The 14,197-nt window shown below is 35.5% G+C and carries 17 protein-coding genes; 11 read left to right on the plus strand and 6 right to left on the minus strand.

Features of this window, described 5'->3' with window-relative positions; translation table 11 throughout:
• The first annotated feature begins 156 nt into the window (after nt 1-156).
• A complete protein-coding gene (locus FYJ50_RS06280) occupies nt 157-546 on the plus strand; it encodes an inorganic diphosphatase (protein WP_154460234.1) in 390 nt (129 codons plus the stop codon).
• Nucleotides 547-569: 23 nt separating this feature from the next.
• Nucleotides 570-830 carry a hypothetical protein gene (locus tag FYJ50_RS06285; protein WP_154460235.1) on the plus strand — a complete coding sequence of 87 codons (261 nt, stop codon included), beginning with the start codon at nt 570-572 and terminating at the stop codon, nt 828-830.
• 1 nt (nt 831) lies between these two features.
• On the opposite strand, the gene FYJ50_RS06290 is transcribed toward FYJ50_RS06285, so the two are convergent.
• Genes FYJ50_RS06290 through FYJ50_RS06300 form a run of 3 tightly spaced genes read right to left on the minus strand, consistent with a single transcriptional unit; the run spans nt 832 to nt 2,558 of the window.
• Nucleotides 832-1,743, minus strand: coding sequence for a GNAT family N-acetyltransferase (locus tag FYJ50_RS06290; protein WP_154460236.1), 912 nt, complete (start codon nt 1,741-1,743; stop codon nt 832-834).
• Nucleotides 1,740-1,946: a hypothetical protein gene (locus tag FYJ50_RS06295; RefSeq protein WP_154460237.1), complete on the minus strand. Its 207-nt coding sequence runs from the start codon at nt 1,944-1,946 to the stop codon at nt 1,740-1,742. Before FYJ50_RS06295 ends, FYJ50_RS06290 begins: the two co-directional genes overlap by 4 nt.
• A 12-nt stretch (nt 1,947-1,958) precedes the next feature.
• The gene (locus tag FYJ50_RS06300) at nt 1,959-2,558 is read right to left on the minus strand and encodes a YigZ family protein (RefSeq protein WP_154460238.1); all 600 of its coding nucleotides are present in this window, start codon (nt 2,556-2,558) and stop codon (nt 1,959-1,961) included.
• Nucleotides 2,559-2,637: 79 nt separating this feature from the next.
• Here FYJ50_RS06300 and FYJ50_RS06305 point away from each other — a divergent pair, with 79 nt between their 5' ends.
• The 9 genes from FYJ50_RS06305 to FYJ50_RS06345 all read left to right on the plus strand — a co-directional run bounded on the left by FYJ50_RS06305 (nt 2,638) and on the right by FYJ50_RS06345 (nt 11,283).
• Nucleotides 2,638-2,952: a PTS lactose/cellobiose transporter subunit IIA gene (locus tag FYJ50_RS06305; RefSeq protein ID WP_154460239.1), complete on the plus strand. Its 315-nt coding sequence runs from the start codon at nt 2,638-2,640 to the stop codon at nt 2,950-2,952.
• Nucleotides 2,953-3,026: 74 nt separating this feature from the next.
• On the plus strand, nt 3,027-3,842 hold the full coding sequence (locus tag FYJ50_RS06310) for a F0F1 ATP synthase subunit A (protein ID WP_154460240.1): 816 nt from the start codon (nt 3,027-3,029) through the stop codon (nt 3,840-3,842).
• 13 nt (nt 3,843-3,855) lie between these two features.
• Nucleotides 3,856-4,173, plus strand: coding sequence for an ATP synthase F0 subunit C (locus FYJ50_RS06315; protein ID WP_205946455.1), 318 nt, complete (start codon nt 3,856-3,858; stop codon nt 4,171-4,173).
• A 9-nt stretch (nt 4,174-4,182) separates the two neighbouring features.
• Nucleotides 4,183-4,662 (plus strand): ATP synthase F0 subunit B, encoded by a 480-nt coding sequence (locus FYJ50_RS06320; RefSeq protein ID WP_154460242.1) that lies wholly within the window; start codon nt 4,183-4,185, stop codon nt 4,660-4,662.
• Nucleotides 4,655-6,424 carry a F0F1 ATP synthase subunit alpha gene (gene atpA / locus FYJ50_RS06325; protein WP_154460243.1) on the plus strand — a complete coding sequence of 590 codons (1,770 nt, stop codon included), beginning with the start codon at nt 4,655-4,657 and terminating at the stop codon, nt 6,422-6,424. Before FYJ50_RS06320 ends, atpA begins: the two co-directional genes overlap by 8 nt.
• The gene (gene atpG, locus FYJ50_RS06330; protein ID WP_154460244.1) at nt 6,390-7,298 is read left to right on the plus strand and encodes an ATP synthase F1 subunit gamma; all 909 of its coding nucleotides are present in this window, start codon (nt 6,390-6,392) and stop codon (nt 7,296-7,298) included. Before atpA ends, atpG begins: the two co-directional genes overlap by 35 nt.
• Nucleotides 7,285-8,685, plus strand: coding sequence for a F0F1 ATP synthase subunit beta (gene atpD, locus FYJ50_RS06335; protein ID WP_154460245.1), 1,401 nt, complete (start codon nt 7,285-7,287; stop codon nt 8,683-8,685). Before atpG ends, atpD begins: the two co-directional genes overlap by 14 nt.
• Nucleotides 8,675-9,073: an ATP synthase F1 subunit epsilon gene (gene atpC, locus FYJ50_RS06340; protein ID WP_154460246.1), complete on the plus strand. Its 399-nt coding sequence runs from the start codon at nt 8,675-8,677 to the stop codon at nt 9,071-9,073. The genes atpD and atpC overlap by 11 nt, the downstream gene beginning before the upstream one ends.
• Before the next feature lie 113 nt (nt 9,074-9,186).
• The gene (locus FYJ50_RS06345; protein ID WP_154460247.1) at nt 9,187-11,283 is read left to right on the plus strand and encodes a leucine-rich repeat domain-containing protein; all 2,097 of its coding nucleotides are present in this window, start codon (nt 9,187-9,189) and stop codon (nt 11,281-11,283) included.
• A gap of 32 nt (nt 11,284-11,315) precedes the next feature.
• Here FYJ50_RS06345 and FYJ50_RS06350 read toward each other — a convergent pair whose 3' ends face one another.
• The 3 genes from FYJ50_RS06350 to pdxR are packed head-to-tail and all read right to left on the minus strand — an operon-like array spanning nt 11,316 to nt 14,187.
• Nucleotides 11,316-12,536, minus strand: a complete 1,221-nt coding sequence (locus FYJ50_RS06350) for a class I SAM-dependent rRNA methyltransferase (RefSeq protein WP_154460248.1) — start codon at nt 12,534-12,536, stop codon at nt 11,316-11,318.
• The gene (locus FYJ50_RS06355; RefSeq protein WP_154460249.1) at nt 12,533-13,105 is read right to left on the minus strand and encodes a flavin reductase family protein; all 573 of its coding nucleotides are present in this window, start codon (nt 13,103-13,105) and stop codon (nt 12,533-12,535) included. Before FYJ50_RS06355 ends, FYJ50_RS06350 begins: the two co-directional genes overlap by 4 nt.
• Nucleotides 13,102-14,187, minus strand: coding sequence for a MocR-like pyridoxine biosynthesis transcription factor PdxR (gene pdxR, locus FYJ50_RS06360; protein ID WP_154460250.1), 1,086 nt, complete (start codon nt 14,185-14,187; stop codon nt 13,102-13,104). Before pdxR ends, FYJ50_RS06355 begins: the two co-directional genes overlap by 4 nt.
• Nucleotides 14,188-14,197 lie beyond the last annotated feature (10 nt).

Below are 14,197 nucleotides of genomic sequence, written 5' to 3' on the forward strand. Positions count from 1 at the left end.
TATTACTATAACAACAAAAGAATTCAATCCAAAACAAAATGGATGCCTCCTGTTGTATACAGAGAAACATCCATGTGTTAAACTCAATTCAAATTAACGTATGTCCAGAATATTGGGTACATATCAATAATATTCTATACAGGAGGTTTTTTTATTATGGCTGGAATAGAAAATAATGCGACTTTTTGGCAAAAACTAGATACGATTTTATTATCAAGCAATATTACCATTGATCGACCAAAAGGAACTTGTCATTTTAAATATAAAAATCTAATTTATCCAGTGGATTATGGTTTTTTGACAGACACACTCGGATCGGATCAGGCACCGATTGATATTTTTGTAGGAAGCAAAGAATCAAATTCAGTGGCAGCTTTAGCAATCAGTGCGGATGTATTAAAGAAAGACTGTGAAGTAAAATTATTATTAGGGTGTACAGAGGAAGAAACACTTTCCATTCTGGAATTTTTAAATCAGACTGAATTTCAGAAAGCGATACTGATTTATCGTGGAAATGAAATTCCATCATGGGCTAATGAGGATTAACGGTGTTTTGACACCGTTTTATTATGGATATTTTTGATATTGATCAGGCACTTCCTTATTTAAAACAGAATTATGTTTTATATTGTCTGGATTCAAAAGTAATTTTATATTTACAGGATTCTATGATTGTTTTATATAATGAACAATGGCATAGTCGAATAAAACTGGAAGATTTTCTTACTTCTTTTTCAAGCTGTCATTTTCAGCTGATTGAGCAATCCGATTCATCCATTTCAAAAGAAAAAGATGATGAATATTACCAGTGGCGATATCATCATCAGTAAATCATTCAATAACATGCATCCATACCGGGTTTTCTAAACTCTGATAGTATTGGGATGCATTTTTTATTTCTTTTCCGCTCCATTGAGAAAACAATCGGGCGTGATTTAAACGAACCAGAAGTTCTCCTTCCAAACGGGGATAGTCTAATAAGAACAGTTTTTCCATTCTTTCATATTCACTGACAATAAAAGTAATGGAAGTGGTTCTAAGGCTTAAATAACGAAACGCATCATAGATGGAAGAAGAGTTTAAATAAACCATATAATCCACTTTTATATGCGTTTTTAAATCTTTATAGACAAGGAATCCATCGATATCATTGTCTTTTTTCATTACCAGTATTTTTTTCTGACTATTTAACTGATAGGCAAGCTGATTTTCAAATTCCTGTTTTGTGTATTGGATGCTCCCATCAAAACAGGACATAAACTGTTTATAGATGGGATAAAGATCCATTGTTTCATTATAGAAAGATACATTTTTTTCATTTCCTTTATCACATCGATAGGAAGAAATCGAATATTTTAATGTTTTTGAAACAGGTAGAAAGGAGCGTGTTTCAAATAATTTGGGAAACGTTGTATAAACAACAGAAACTAAATCATTGGCATTGCTTCTGGATAAAGCGGCTTCCAGTAAAGCAGAAAAATAACGTCTTTGACGATAATCCGGTAAAGTAGCTGCCATTGTAAAAACAGTGGCCATACATTTTGATTCTCCATTATAAAACGTTCTTCTTTTTGTCTGAAGACAGGATACAACTTTATTATCAATAATCATACAAAACATACTGGAAGGATCAAATTCATATTTCATCCAGGCACGAATCTGATTTTTATCCATATGAAGGATGGATTTTTCCAGTAAAGATAAAATATCGGATTGAAGTCCAATCGCATTATGAACGATCATTGTCCATCGTCCTCATATTCATGATATTCTGCATCTATAATATTACTGTCTGTAGAATTTGATGACTCATGTTTGCTTCGATATAGTTTGATCAGATAATTGATGATCCATAAAATAATCAGAAAAGGAAGAACATAAGCTAATATTGGAAGAAAAATACTGATGATCAAAACAACAATAAAAATAAGTAATATAAGTTCCATTTCTATCTCCTTTTAAATATTTTTTTCTTTTGTGATATCCTGAATCCATTCGGGCTGAATGCTTCCATTGGAAAGCTCCAGCAGATCTTTTGAAATATCCTGTTCTACAATATAATGATAATGAACTTGTTCATCATATTCAACTGAGGCAATTTCAATTTCATATTTTCTGAAATAAGCATCTACTTTTCCTATTAAATCATAACTGAAACTGATTTTATATTCATGAAATAAAGTGCTTTGTGTCAATACTGCATTTTCTAAAGCTTTTTGAACGCTAGAACTATAAGCGCGAACCAGACCACCTGTTCCCAGTTTAATGCCTCCAAAATAACGAACCACAACCGCAAATACATCTTCTAACTGTTCATGTAAGAGTACATTCAACATAGGATGTCCAGCACTTTGAGCGGGTTCTCCATCGTCATTGGAACGAACGATGTTTTTTATGATCATTGCGGTACAATGATGCGTGGCATCGGGATGTCTTTTTTTAATGATTTTTAGAAATTCTTTGGCATCTTCTTCACTTTCACAACGATGTAAATAGGTAATAAATTTACTTTTTTTAATTTCAATAGTATTGGTTACATCTTCTTTGAGTTTTGGCATATTTGTATTATATATGAAACTTTTCAAATTGAAAACATGACATATTTCAAATACAATAGAAGAAAGTGAGGATTACGGTATGGAAAAAGATTTAACTCAGATTTCTTTTGAAATCATTGCATATGCAGGGGATGCCAGATCGTATGCGTTTAAGGCTTTACAGGAAGCAAAAAATAAGAATTTTGAACTTGCACAACAATATTTACAAAAATCAAAAGATGCAGGTGTTAAGGCGCATCAGGCACAAACGGATTTATTATTTGATGAAATGAATGGAAATACCAGTGAAATGAGTTTACTGCTGGTTCATTCACAGGATCATTTGATGACATCTATGCTGGCACAGGAATTAATTGAAGAAATGATAGAACTTTATAAAAAAGTGGAATTGTAAAATTATTTATTCATCAATAATGATAAACCCTTTATCACTGTTGATAAAGGGTTTTTCTTTTAGAAAGGAGAGCTATGACAAAGAAACAAAGAAAAAGAAGTGTCCTGATCATACTTTTACTGGCTATATTCTTTTTGGTTCTTTCCATAATATGTAAGGGACCTGAAAATGCGGAAAGCATACAGGAAGTCATGAAAGATGGTGTTTTACATGAAGCCAATAAAATTTCTTTGTTTGGAATCATGGAAGTGAACCCATCGGTAGTTTCGGGAATCATTGTGACCGGTATTTTATTAGGACTTGCCTTATGCATTCGTTTATTTCTGATTCCAAAATTTAAAATGGTTCCAACCAAACCTCAAATAGTGATCGAGACGGCTGTAGGATATTTTTATAATTTAGCAAAGACAAACAGTCCCCATCGAAATCGATTTCTAGGGGCCTACTTATTTGCTGCAGGTGTTTATATCTTTTTTGGAACGCTGTCGGAATTGTTTGGAATCCAGATTTTTACCACAAGTGGAACCAGTATGGCCAGTGTTGCCCCACTGTCGGATATTAATGGAGCTTTATCGTTAGGCTGTTTATCCTATCTGGTTATTTTATCGGGAGGAATTGCTGGAAATGGTTTAAAAGGAGTGGGAAAGACATTAAAAGATTTTTCACTTCCCATTTCAATGAGCTTTCGATTGTTTGGAGCTTTATTAAGTGGATTGTTAGTAACGGAACTTGTGTACTATTATATTACTTTAAGTTTTGTATTGCCGATTATTGTCGGAATCTTATTTACCCTTCTTCATGCATTGATTCAGGCCTATGTATTAACGATGCTGACGGCCCTATTCTATGGAGAAGTCAGTGAACCAAGTCATAAAAAGGCAGAAGCCTAGAGAGGAATTATATATGAAATCATTAATGAAAAGTGCATTTTCCAGTGTATGTGGATGCAGTATTCTATTTTTAAATACTCTTTCCTGTTTTGCATCAGAATCTTCAATTGTAGCGGATAAAGCAATGCCAGCGGCTATTGTGATTGGAATTGCAGCAGCAGCCGGTGCCATTTCTATGGGATGGGCCATTAGTAAGGCAAGTGAAGGAGTATCCAGACAGCCAGAAGCCTCTGGTAAAATTCAGACCATTTTAATGTTAGGACTTGTTTTTATTGAAACAGCGATTATTTACGCATTGATTGTTGCGATTTTAATTATCTTTGTATTATAGGAGGGTGTTATGCCTTTAAATATTAATTTTCAACAAATCTTTCTTCATCTATTTAATTTTGTGATTTTAGGTGGAGGGCTTTATTTGCTTCTATATAAGCCAGTTGTTGATTTTATGAATAAAAGAGAACAATATTTTTCGAATTTAGAAAAAGAAACACAGCAGGCTTTAGAGCAGGCAAAAGAAAAAGAGGCACAATACAATGAAAAGCTGAATCAGTTTAATGATGAAATGGCGATTAAAAAAGTAGAGGCCATTAAAGAATGTGAAAAACTGGTGGATGCACGTATTCAAAGTGCAAAAGAGGAAGCCAGTCATATCTTAGAAGATGCACATATTAAGGCAAAGATGCATCATGACAAGATGGTAGAACAGGCAAAAGAAGAAATTACGGATCTGGCACTGGATACCGCAAAGAAAATGATGACCGATCAGGATATCTATTCTCAGTTTGTTCAGGCCTGCAATCAGGGTGATTTAGATGAATAGTTCAAAAGTAGCTTATTTATACAGTGCAAAAAAGCCAGATGATAGCCAGAAAGATCAGATTATTGAATTTCTGGATCGAAAATACGATTGTGAAGTTTTATTAAAATATGTATACGATGCATCTCTAGTTAATGGATTTCGAATCGCAATTGGAGATGATTTCTATGACTGGTCTCTGGAAAGTCGAATGCAGCAGCTGCAGGATCGATGGATGAATTCCATCAAGAAAGCCAATGAAGACATCATTCCTCTGCTGCAGGATTCTTTACAGACCTGGATACCTAAGGCTATGGCCTCTCAGGTGGGACACGTGCTTCGAGTTTGTGATGGAATTGTGTTTGTCAGTGGATTAAAGAAAGCAGAATATGGCGAAATCCTGATTTTTACAGGTGGAATTCGAGGAATGATCCAGGATCTAAGAAAGGATGAAATTGGCTGTATCCTGTTTGGAGATGAAAGTGAAATTGTAGAAGGAAGCATTGTCAAACGTACAGGTAAACAGGCTGGAATCCCGGTTGGTGAAGCTTTTATTGGAAGAGTGGTGGATGCCTTAGGAAATCCAATCGATGATCTTCCGGAAATTGAAGCGGAAGACTACTATCCAATCGAAAGAGCAGCCCCAGGAATCATTTATCGTCAGCCGGTAAATACACCATTGGAAACAGGGCTTTTAGCCATTGATTCTATGTTTCCGATTGGAAGAGGGCAAAGAGAACTGATTATTGGTGATCGTCAGACGGGAAAAACGTCGGTGGCTATCGATACCATTGTGAATCAGAAAGATAAAAATGTGATCTGTGTCTATGTGGCCATTGGCCAGAAAGCCAGTTCTGTGGCGCAGCTTTGTGAAAATCTGAAATCAAAAGGAGCTATGAATTATACCATTGTCGTATGTGCGACAGCCAGTGACAGTGCTCCTTTACAGTATATTGCTCCCTATGCGGGAACTTCTTTAGCAGAATATTTCATGCATCAGGGAAAAGATGTTCTCATTGTTTACGATGATCTGTCGAAACATGCGATTGCCTATCGTGCTTTAAGTCTATTGCTGGAACGATCACCGGGAAGAGAAGCATATCCTGGAGATGTATTCTATCTTCATTCGCGTTTGCTGGAAAGATCGGCTCATTTAAGTGAAGACCTGAATGGTGGAAGTTTAACGGCTCTACCAATTGTGGAAACACAGGCAGGAGATGTGTCCGCTTATATTCCTACCAATATCATATCCATTACCGATGGACAGATTTTTTTAGAAAGCAATCTGTTCTTCTCTGGACAAAGACCTGCAGTAAATGTTGGATTGTCGGTTTCTCGTGTGGGAGGAGATGCCCAGACAAAAGCTATGAAACAGGCAACAGGTTCTTTACGTCTGGATTTAGCACAATATCGCGAGATGGAAGTGTTTACGCAATTTTCATCGGACCTGGATGAAGGAACAAGGAATCAATTGATTTATGGACAAGGACTGATGCGTTTATTAAGACAGCCACAATATTCTCCATTGTCTTTACAGGAACAGATCTATTTATTAGTAGCGGGATTGAATCGTTTATTTATGGATGTACCGGTTAAAGAACTGGATCATATTAAATTGAGTCTTGTGAAATATATAAAAGCCAGTGCACCGGATTTAGATGTTGAAATTAAACAGACAAAAGTTTTATCACAGGAAAATAAAGATCGCATTGTTTCTTTATCAAATGAATTTTTAGATAAGGTAAAAGAATATGGCTTCCACCAAAGAAATCAAGAATCATATTAACAGTGTAAAAGATACACAGAAAATCACCAATGCGATGTATTTAATTTCTTCCACAAAACTTCAAAAGGCAAAAAGAGAATTAGATCATACTCGTCCTTTTTTCAATTATACACAAAAAGAAATCAAACGAATTTTTCGAAGAGCTCCCGATCTGCAGTCTCATTATTTTTATCCTTCAAAAGAAGAGGAACCATTAAATGGGACTTATGGCTGTTTACTGATTACAGCGGATAAAGGACTGGCAGGGGCCTATAATTTAAATGTGATCAAAAAAGCAGAAGAACTGTTAGAAAAACATAAAGATACAAAATTATTTGTAGTGGGAGAATATGGTCGTCGATATTTTATGAAACGAAATATACCCATTGAACAATCCTTTCTGTATACTGCAGTCAATCCAACTATGGATCGAGCCAGAGAAATTAGTTCGATTTTATTAAATTTATATGATAAAGGAGAACTGGAAAAAATATATGTAGTGTATACAGATATGGAAAATAGCATTGAAGAAGAAGCAAGAGTGTTTCGACTTCTTCCGTTTCATCGCTTTGAATTTATGAAAGAAGATGAAATTGAAACGGATTTTGAATTTGCTCCTTCTTTAAAAGAAGTTCTGGAAAGTCTGATGCCCAGTTATATTGCTGGTTTCATTTATAGTGCTTTAGTGGATAGTTTCTGTTCCGAACAGAACGCAAGAATGAGCGCAATGAATTCAGCCAATCAGAATGCGGAAAAAATATTATCCCAACTGAAAATGGAATACAATCGGGTCCGACAGGCGCAGATTACCCAGGAAATTACGGAAATCAGTGCGGGAGCAAAAGCACAAAGAGACAAACGAAAGAAAAAGGAGGCCCAGAATGAACATAGGTAAGATTGTAGAAATCTCAGGCCCAGTTGTGGATGTCTTTTTTGAAAATGGACCTCTGCCAAAAATCAAAGAAGCTTTAAAAGTAAAAGTCGGCAATGAAACTCGTATTATGGAAGTGGCTTCTCACATTGGACAAAAGATTGTACGCTGCATTATGCTGGCTCCAAGTGAAAATTTATCCAGAGAAATGGAAGTGTATGCGGATGGAAAAACCATTGAAGTACCAGTTGGGAATTGCACATTGGGACGGATGTTCAATGTATTAGGACAGCCAATTGATGGAAAAGAGGAAATATCCGCTTTGGAAACGAGATGGCCAATTCATCGAAAACCACCTGTATTTTCACAACAGAAACCAAGTATTGAGATTTTAGAGACAGGGATTAAAGTCATTGACTTACTGGAACCTTATCCAAAAGGTGGAAAAATTGGTTTATTTGGAGGAGCTGGAGTGGGAAAAACCGTTTTGATTCAGGAATTGATTCATAATATCGCAATGGAACACGGTGGATATTCAATTTTTACAGGAGTTGGAGAAAGAAGTCGTGAAGGAAACGATTTATGGAAAGAAATGAATGAAAGCGGAGTTTCCAGTAAGACAGCTTTAGTCTTTGGACAGATGAATGAATCCCCAGGTGTGCGTATGAGAGTGGCCTTATCTGGACTTACCATGGCGGAATATTTCAGAGACCATGAAAATAAAGACGTTTTGTTGTTCATCGATAATATATTTCGATTTGTACAGGCAGGAAGTGAAGTTTCCACTTTACTGGGACGAATGCCTTCTGCGGTTGGATACCAGCCCACTCTTGCCAGCGAAATGGGTGCTTTGCAGGAAAGAATTACTTCTACAAAAAATGGTTCCGTTACTTCGGTACAAGCTGTCTATGTACCAGCCGATGATCTGACCGATCCGGCACCGGCAACTACTTTTACGCATCTGGATGCGACAACGGTTTTATCCAGAAAAGTAGCCGAACAGGGAATTTATCCAGCGGTTGACCCACTAGAATCGTCTTCACGTATTCTGGAAGCGGATATTGTAGGACAGACGCATTACGAAATCAGTCGAAAAGTACAGGAAACTTTGCAGAAGTATAATGATCTGCAGGATATCATTGCGATTTTAGGAATGGATGAATTAAGCGATGAAGATAAAATTACGGTCAATCGAGCTCGTAAGATTCAGCGTTTTTTATCACAGCCATTCCATGTAGCGGAAAAATTTACAGGAATCAAAGGTGTATACGTTCCTTTATCAAAAACAATAGAAGGATTTAAAATGATACTGGATGGAAAACTGGACGATTATCCAGAAAGTGCCTTTTTTAATGCAGGAACCATTGATGAAGTGATTCAAAGAGTTAAAGGAGAGCCTCATGAATTTTAATCTGCATATCGTCAGCAGCGACCGCATCTTTTATCAGGGAGAGTGTGAATCTTTGATTGTACCAACCAATGATGGACTGGTAGGAATCTTAGCCAATCACAGCAATGTGATCATGGCATTAATACCAGGACAGCTTCAATATCGTAGACCTAATCAGAAAGATGAATACTGTTCCATTGGATCGGGTATGATCAAAGTGGAAAACAATGATGTACTTGTATTGATCGATACAATTGAAAGACCCGATGAAATTGATGAAAAAAGAGCCCGGCTTGCCGTTGCCAAAGCAAAAGAAGAACTGCTTCAAAAAAGAAGTATGCAGGAATACCATATGGCTCAAGCTCATCTTCAAAGAGCTTTATCCAGATTAAAAGTAAAATCTCACTAATCATTACACAAAGGAGGTCAAATAGACCTTCTTTTTTCATATACAGATTGACATAAATTAGAAATAAATAGATAATATAAATGATTGCTTATAAATGATTAGGAGGATAAAATATGAAGAAGATCCTGAGTATATTTTTATCGATATGTACCTTATGTCTTCTAATGCCAACCGTAGTATTTGCCCAAGTACCAAGTGGTCTTCACTACAGTGAATCTGGTGATACAGTTAAAATTACAGAATATGTAGGTGATGCAACTGAAGTTGAAATTCCAGACACAATCGATGGGAAAACCGTAACAGAGATTGGAGAATATGCTTTTCTGAGCACTAATGTTGAAAGTGTAAAGATACCAGATGGTGTTACTTCAATTGGAATGTATGCCTTTAGAAATTGTGGTGCTCTTAAAAATATAAACATTCCGGAAAGCGTTACATCGATTGGACAAGGGGCTTTTTTTTCTTGCTGGAATCTTGAAAATATAAAGCTTCCTTCAGGGATAACATCAATTAGTCCTGAGACTTTTGTTTCATGTTCTAAACTTACAAACATAACAATTCCGGAAAATGTCGTATCCATTGGAAATGCTGCATTTTATCAATGTATGTCTTTATCAAGTATAGAAATCCCAAAAAATGTTACATCCATTGGGATAAGTGCATTAGCAGAATGTGATAAACTTGCAGATATTACAGTGGATGAAGGAAATCTTTATTATTGTTGCGAAGATGGAATCCTGTTTAATATAGATAAAACAGAGCTGATACAATATCCTATTAATAAATCTTGTGAATCCTATAACATTCCAGAAAGTGTTACATCAATTCGAGTAGCTGCATTTTCTTTATGCAAAAATCTTACAAGTATAAGTATTCCAGCCAGTGTTGCATCGATTGGAGATAATGCGTTTTTTTCGTGTAGTAATCTTAAAAATGTATCCTTTGGCATGAATTCTCAGCTTGAATCCATTAATAGAAGAACTTTTGAGAGTTGTGGTTCTTTAGAAAGCATAGTAATTCCAGAAAGCGTAAATTCAATTCAGGATATGGCTTTTTATGGTTGTTCAAATCTGAAAAGTATATTCCTTCCTGACAAGGAACTGTCAATTGGTACAGAACATGCCATTTTGGATACGACATCAAAAATAAGATACAAGATTGAAAATGGTAAAGTAATCATTACCAGCATTGATTTAGGAAGTGGAAAAACAGATGTTGAAATTCCTGCAAAGATTGGTGGATATCCGGTAACTGGAGTTGCCGATGGATTGTTGGATAAAATCAGTTCTCATACGCATTATTATAACTGGACTGAGATAAATGGAAAATATAAGGGTGAATGTGGTATTTGTAAAGAAAAAACACAAGAACAAACTGTTCCAACTATTGTAATCAATGCACCGGATCAGGTATGTAGAACACATGATACGGTAGTATCTGTATCTTTACCGGAAGGTCTTAAAAATGCTACACTGTATCATGAATTCAGTCATAGTGGCGGTGAAATTGATCTAGAGGCTTCGGATGGATTAAATGGAAAAGTATCTCATGAAAGTTATCCAGGAGAAGAAAATAGTTTAAAATTTGTTGTATATGCGAAAACTTCAGATGGATTTGAATTTACAGTCACAAAAACAGTAGAAATTTTAGATAATCATATTCTTGAGCATATTTCAGCTAAGGATGCAACGGCATCAAAAGAAGGAAATATTGAATACTGGACATGTAAAGGTTGTGAAAAATATTTTTCAGATAAAGATGGAGAAAATGAAATCGAATTAAAAGATACTGTTGTATCCAGAAAAGCACCTGAAATTATTGAAGGAAAAGGACAAAGCGTAAATCAGGGAGAAAAGAAATCATTATCTTTTACTTCCAGTGCTCCTTTTAATGAATTTAAATATGTAAAATTGGATGGAAAGGTATTAGATTCTAAAAATTATACAGTCAAAGAAGGAAGTACAATTGTCACATTGAATAAAGATTTTGTATCCACATTAAAGGCTGGAAAACATATCCTTACCATTGTTTCTGAAACAGGAGAAGCTTCGGTTGAATTTACCGTGAATAAAACATCTACGGTTAAACCTTCTAAGAATACAACCAATACCGGATTGGGTTCTAATATTGGTTTATGGATCTCTTTAATGTTCACGAGTCTGGAAGCCATGGGAATTGGATTGATCTGTAGAAAAAGAAAAATGAAATAGTAAAAAAAGCTGTTATGGAAACGTAACAGCTTTTAACATACCTGAAAAATATAAAATTTTAAATAATCGCTTTCTTCTTCGTTCCAGGATATTGGATGGTCACAGGCTTGTTGTCTGGCTTCAATCTGTCGTAAAGTGACATTGGCATCTTTAGCCGCCTCTTTTAACATTTTTCGAAAGTTTTCATCGCTCATAAAGTGAGAACAGGAACAAGTCGCAAGATAACCTCCTCTTGGTAAGATCTTCATGGCTTTATAATTGATTTCTTTATAGCCAGAAGTGGCATTTTTAATGGTGTTGCGACTTTTTGTGAAAGCAGGTGGATCTAAGATAATAAAATCATAGGGATGTTTTTTCTGATTGTATAAATCAGTCAACAATTGGAATACATCACATACTTCAAAAGAAATATTTTCAATATGATTTCGTTTCGCGTTTTCTTTTGCCATTTCTATGGCAGTACTGGAAATATCAACACTGGTTACGTGTCTGGCTTTTCCTTTTGCGGCATTTAAACCAAAAGAACCTGTATGGGTAAAACAATCCAGAACTTCTTTATCTTTAGATATACGAGAAATAGCTTTTCGATTGTATTTCTGGTCTAAAAAGAATCCGGTTTTCTGTCCATTTTCTACATCTACAAGATAAGAAATTCCATTTTCTACAATTTCAACTTTGGTCTGGTTGGGATGTTCAATTTTTTCATACCAGCCTTTTTCTTCTTTTAAGCCTTCCAGTTTACGAACCGATAAATCGTTTCTTAAATAAATTCCCTGGATGTCTTCTCCCATTTCTTTTAATATTGTATAAAATGCGTTTAAAATTATGTCTTTGATCTGATCCATTCCCAGACAGGCAATCTGTACGGATAAAATCGTATTAAAACGATCTATGGTCAAACCTGGGAAATCATCGGCTTGGCCATGTACCAGTCGACAACATTTAAAATCTTCTTCTGGCATAACGGTTTTACGATAGTCAATGGCATATTTTGCCCGACGCATCCAGAAAGCTTCATCAAAGGTATCATTGGCATTTCTGGAAACTAAACGAACACGAATTTTTGAATGTGAATTGTAGAAACCCGTTCCTAAATAAGTCTTTTGACAAAGAACATCCACTAAGGCTCCATCTTCAATTGCTTCACTTAATTCTAGAACTTCTCCTTCATAAACCCAGCTGTGTCCACTTTGAAGATATTTTTTTCCTTTTTGCGTAATTTGTACAATTGGATAGTCTCTTTTCATTTTCATTTTCTTTTCCTCTTTTTCTTTTTTACAGAATAACCAAAAGTTCCCAGAAGCTGATTCAGATCATAATATTCTCCGTGAGAATACACAATGGGTTCACTTTTTTCCAATGCCAGCCTTCCATTTTCTTCCAAGCACGAGTCATCGACCTGAACATTCAGAACATCGGCAATAAACATATGATGCGATCCTAATTTTAATATGTCTTTTACTTTACATTCAATATTCACTGGACTGTCCTTTAAAACAGGACAATCTATTTTGATGGCTGGAGTGGTTTCCAGATTCATTTCTTTAAATTTATCGACATTTCTTCCTGAACGAACACCGCAGTAATCGGTAGCCTTTACCAGTTTTTTAGTGGTCAGATTGATGGTAAAGACTTTACTTTTTTCAATTAATTCATAAGAATATCTCTCGGGTCTGACTGATATATAAACCATTGGTGGATTGGTACAGATCGTACCTGTCCAGGCAACGGTAAATACATTTATGTTATCCTGATATTTACAGGTAACCAGTACAGCGGGTAAGGGATAGAGCATATTCCCTGGTTTCCATGATTGTTTCATTTTTTCATTTCCTTTCTGAGTTTTCTTCGAACACGATTGATATGGCGTTCAAAATCTCCATTGTTTAAGATTTCTGCCAGTACATACTGATCAATCGTTGGAACAGTACAAGAATAAAAGCTTATCTTATCACAAAATGTTTTTGTGTACTGTTTTGGTAATACCATATAGGCAATACGAATGGAAGGAGCAATCGTCTTTGAAAATGAATTCATATAGATGACACAGGTATCGGGTTCTAAAGAATAAATGGTATCGACAATTTTTGTGGACAAACAGAATTCAGAATCAAAGTCATCTTCAATCACAAAGCCTTTTCTTTCTTTGGCAAAACGTACATATTCATTTCGCTTGGATATGCTGGCACTGATTCCGGAAGGAAAACTGTTGTAGGGAGTGACATGCAGTACTTTTGCCTTTGTGTTTTTTAAAGCTTCGCTTTGAATGCCATCGCTTCCCATTTTCAGAAGATCGATTTCAATATGATTGGACTGATACACTTTTTTGATTTTGTCATAACATGGATTTTCAAGTGCATAGATCACATCGTTTCCAATCATTTGACCAATTAGTCCATATAAATATTCCGCACCTGAACCAATAATGATCTGATTGTTTTCTACCTGGATGCCTCGATTTCTTTTTAAATAATTTCCTATCGCGCTTTTTAATTCAACACAGCCGAAATTTGGCGATTTTACCATGATCTGTTCCTGGTATTCCTGTAATACTTTTCGCATGGCTTTTCCATATAAATGATAGGAAAAGGTTTCCTGGCTGTAATGATTTAAGGGATGATGGATCATTGGACGATTCTCATTGGATGCACTAAACCACCGACTGTTTTGATAAATCACAAAATATCCACTGCGTTCTCTGGATTCAATATATCCTTCATCTATAAGAATCGAATAGGCATGTTCTATAGTAATGACACTGGTCTGGGTGTCCAGAGCCAATTGTCTTTTGGAGGGAAGTTTATCCTGGTAATGGATAATATTTTTTATGATATCGTTTTTTATCTGGGTATAGATCTGCATATAGGCAGATACTTTACTTTCTTTATCAATTGTATATTTCATCTGGTCTTAT

It is taken from the genome of Floccifex porci (assembly GCF_009696175.1).
GTDB classification, from domain to species: Bacteria; Bacillota_I; Bacilli_A; order Erysipelotrichales; family Erysipelotrichaceae; genus Floccifex; species Floccifex porci.

What these genes read in the sequence shown, in the direction of transcription:
- pdxR (WP_154460250.1), bottom strand. Translation starts at nt 14,187, where the DNA reads ATGAAATATACAATTGATAAAGAAAGTAAAGTATCTGCCTATATGCAG.
- atpD (WP_154460245.1), top strand. Translation starts at nt 7,285, where the DNA reads ATGAACATAGGTAAGATTGTAGAAATCTCAGGCCCAGTTGTGGATGTC.
- atpC (WP_154460246.1), top strand. Translation starts at nt 8,675, where the DNA reads ATGAATTTTAATCTGCATATCGTCAGCAGCGACCGCATCTTTTATCAG.
- FYJ50_RS06315 (WP_205946455.1), top strand. Translation starts at nt 3,856, where the DNA reads ATGAAATCATTAATGAAAAGTGCATTTTCCAGTGTATGTGGATGCAGT.
- FYJ50_RS06345 (WP_154460247.1), top strand. Translation starts at nt 9,187, where the DNA reads ATGAAGAAGATCCTGAGTATATTTTTATCGATATGTACCTTATGTCTT.
- FYJ50_RS06355 (WP_154460249.1), bottom strand. Translation starts at nt 13,105, where the DNA reads ATGAAACAATCATGGAAACCAGGGAATATGCTCTATCCCTTACCCGCT.
- FYJ50_RS06280 (WP_154460234.1), top strand. Translation starts at nt 157, where the DNA reads ATGGCTGGAATAGAAAATAATGCGACTTTTTGGCAAAAACTAGATACG.
- FYJ50_RS06350 (WP_154460248.1), bottom strand. Translation starts at nt 12,536, where the DNA reads ATGAAAATGAAAAGAGACTATCCAATTGTACAAATTACGCAAAAAGGA.
- atpA (WP_154460243.1), top strand. Translation starts at nt 4,655, where the DNA reads ATGAATAGTTCAAAAGTAGCTTATTTATACAGTGCAAAAAAGCCAGAT.
- FYJ50_RS06310 (WP_154460240.1), top strand. Translation starts at nt 3,027, where the DNA reads ATGACAAAGAAACAAAGAAAAAGAAGTGTCCTGATCATACTTTTACTG.
- FYJ50_RS06300 (WP_154460238.1), bottom strand. Translation starts at nt 2,558, where the DNA reads ATGCCAAAACTCAAAGAAGATGTAACCAATACTATTGAAATTAAAAAA.
- FYJ50_RS06285 (WP_154460235.1), top strand. Translation starts at nt 570, where the DNA reads ATGGATATTTTTGATATTGATCAGGCACTTCCTTATTTAAAACAGAAT.
- atpG (WP_154460244.1), top strand. Translation starts at nt 6,390, where the DNA reads ATGGCTTCCACCAAAGAAATCAAGAATCATATTAACAGTGTAAAAGAT.
- FYJ50_RS06320 (WP_154460242.1), top strand. Translation starts at nt 4,183, where the DNA reads ATGCCTTTAAATATTAATTTTCAACAAATCTTTCTTCATCTATTTAAT.
- FYJ50_RS06295 (WP_154460237.1), bottom strand. Translation starts at nt 1,946, where the DNA reads ATGGAACTTATATTACTTATTTTTATTGTTGTTTTGATCATCAGTATT.
- FYJ50_RS06290 (WP_154460236.1), bottom strand. Translation starts at nt 1,743, where the DNA reads ATGATCGTTCATAATGCGATTGGACTTCAATCCGATATTTTATCTTTA.
- FYJ50_RS06305 (WP_154460239.1), top strand. Translation starts at nt 2,638, where the DNA reads ATGGAAAAAGATTTAACTCAGATTTCTTTTGAAATCATTGCATATGCA.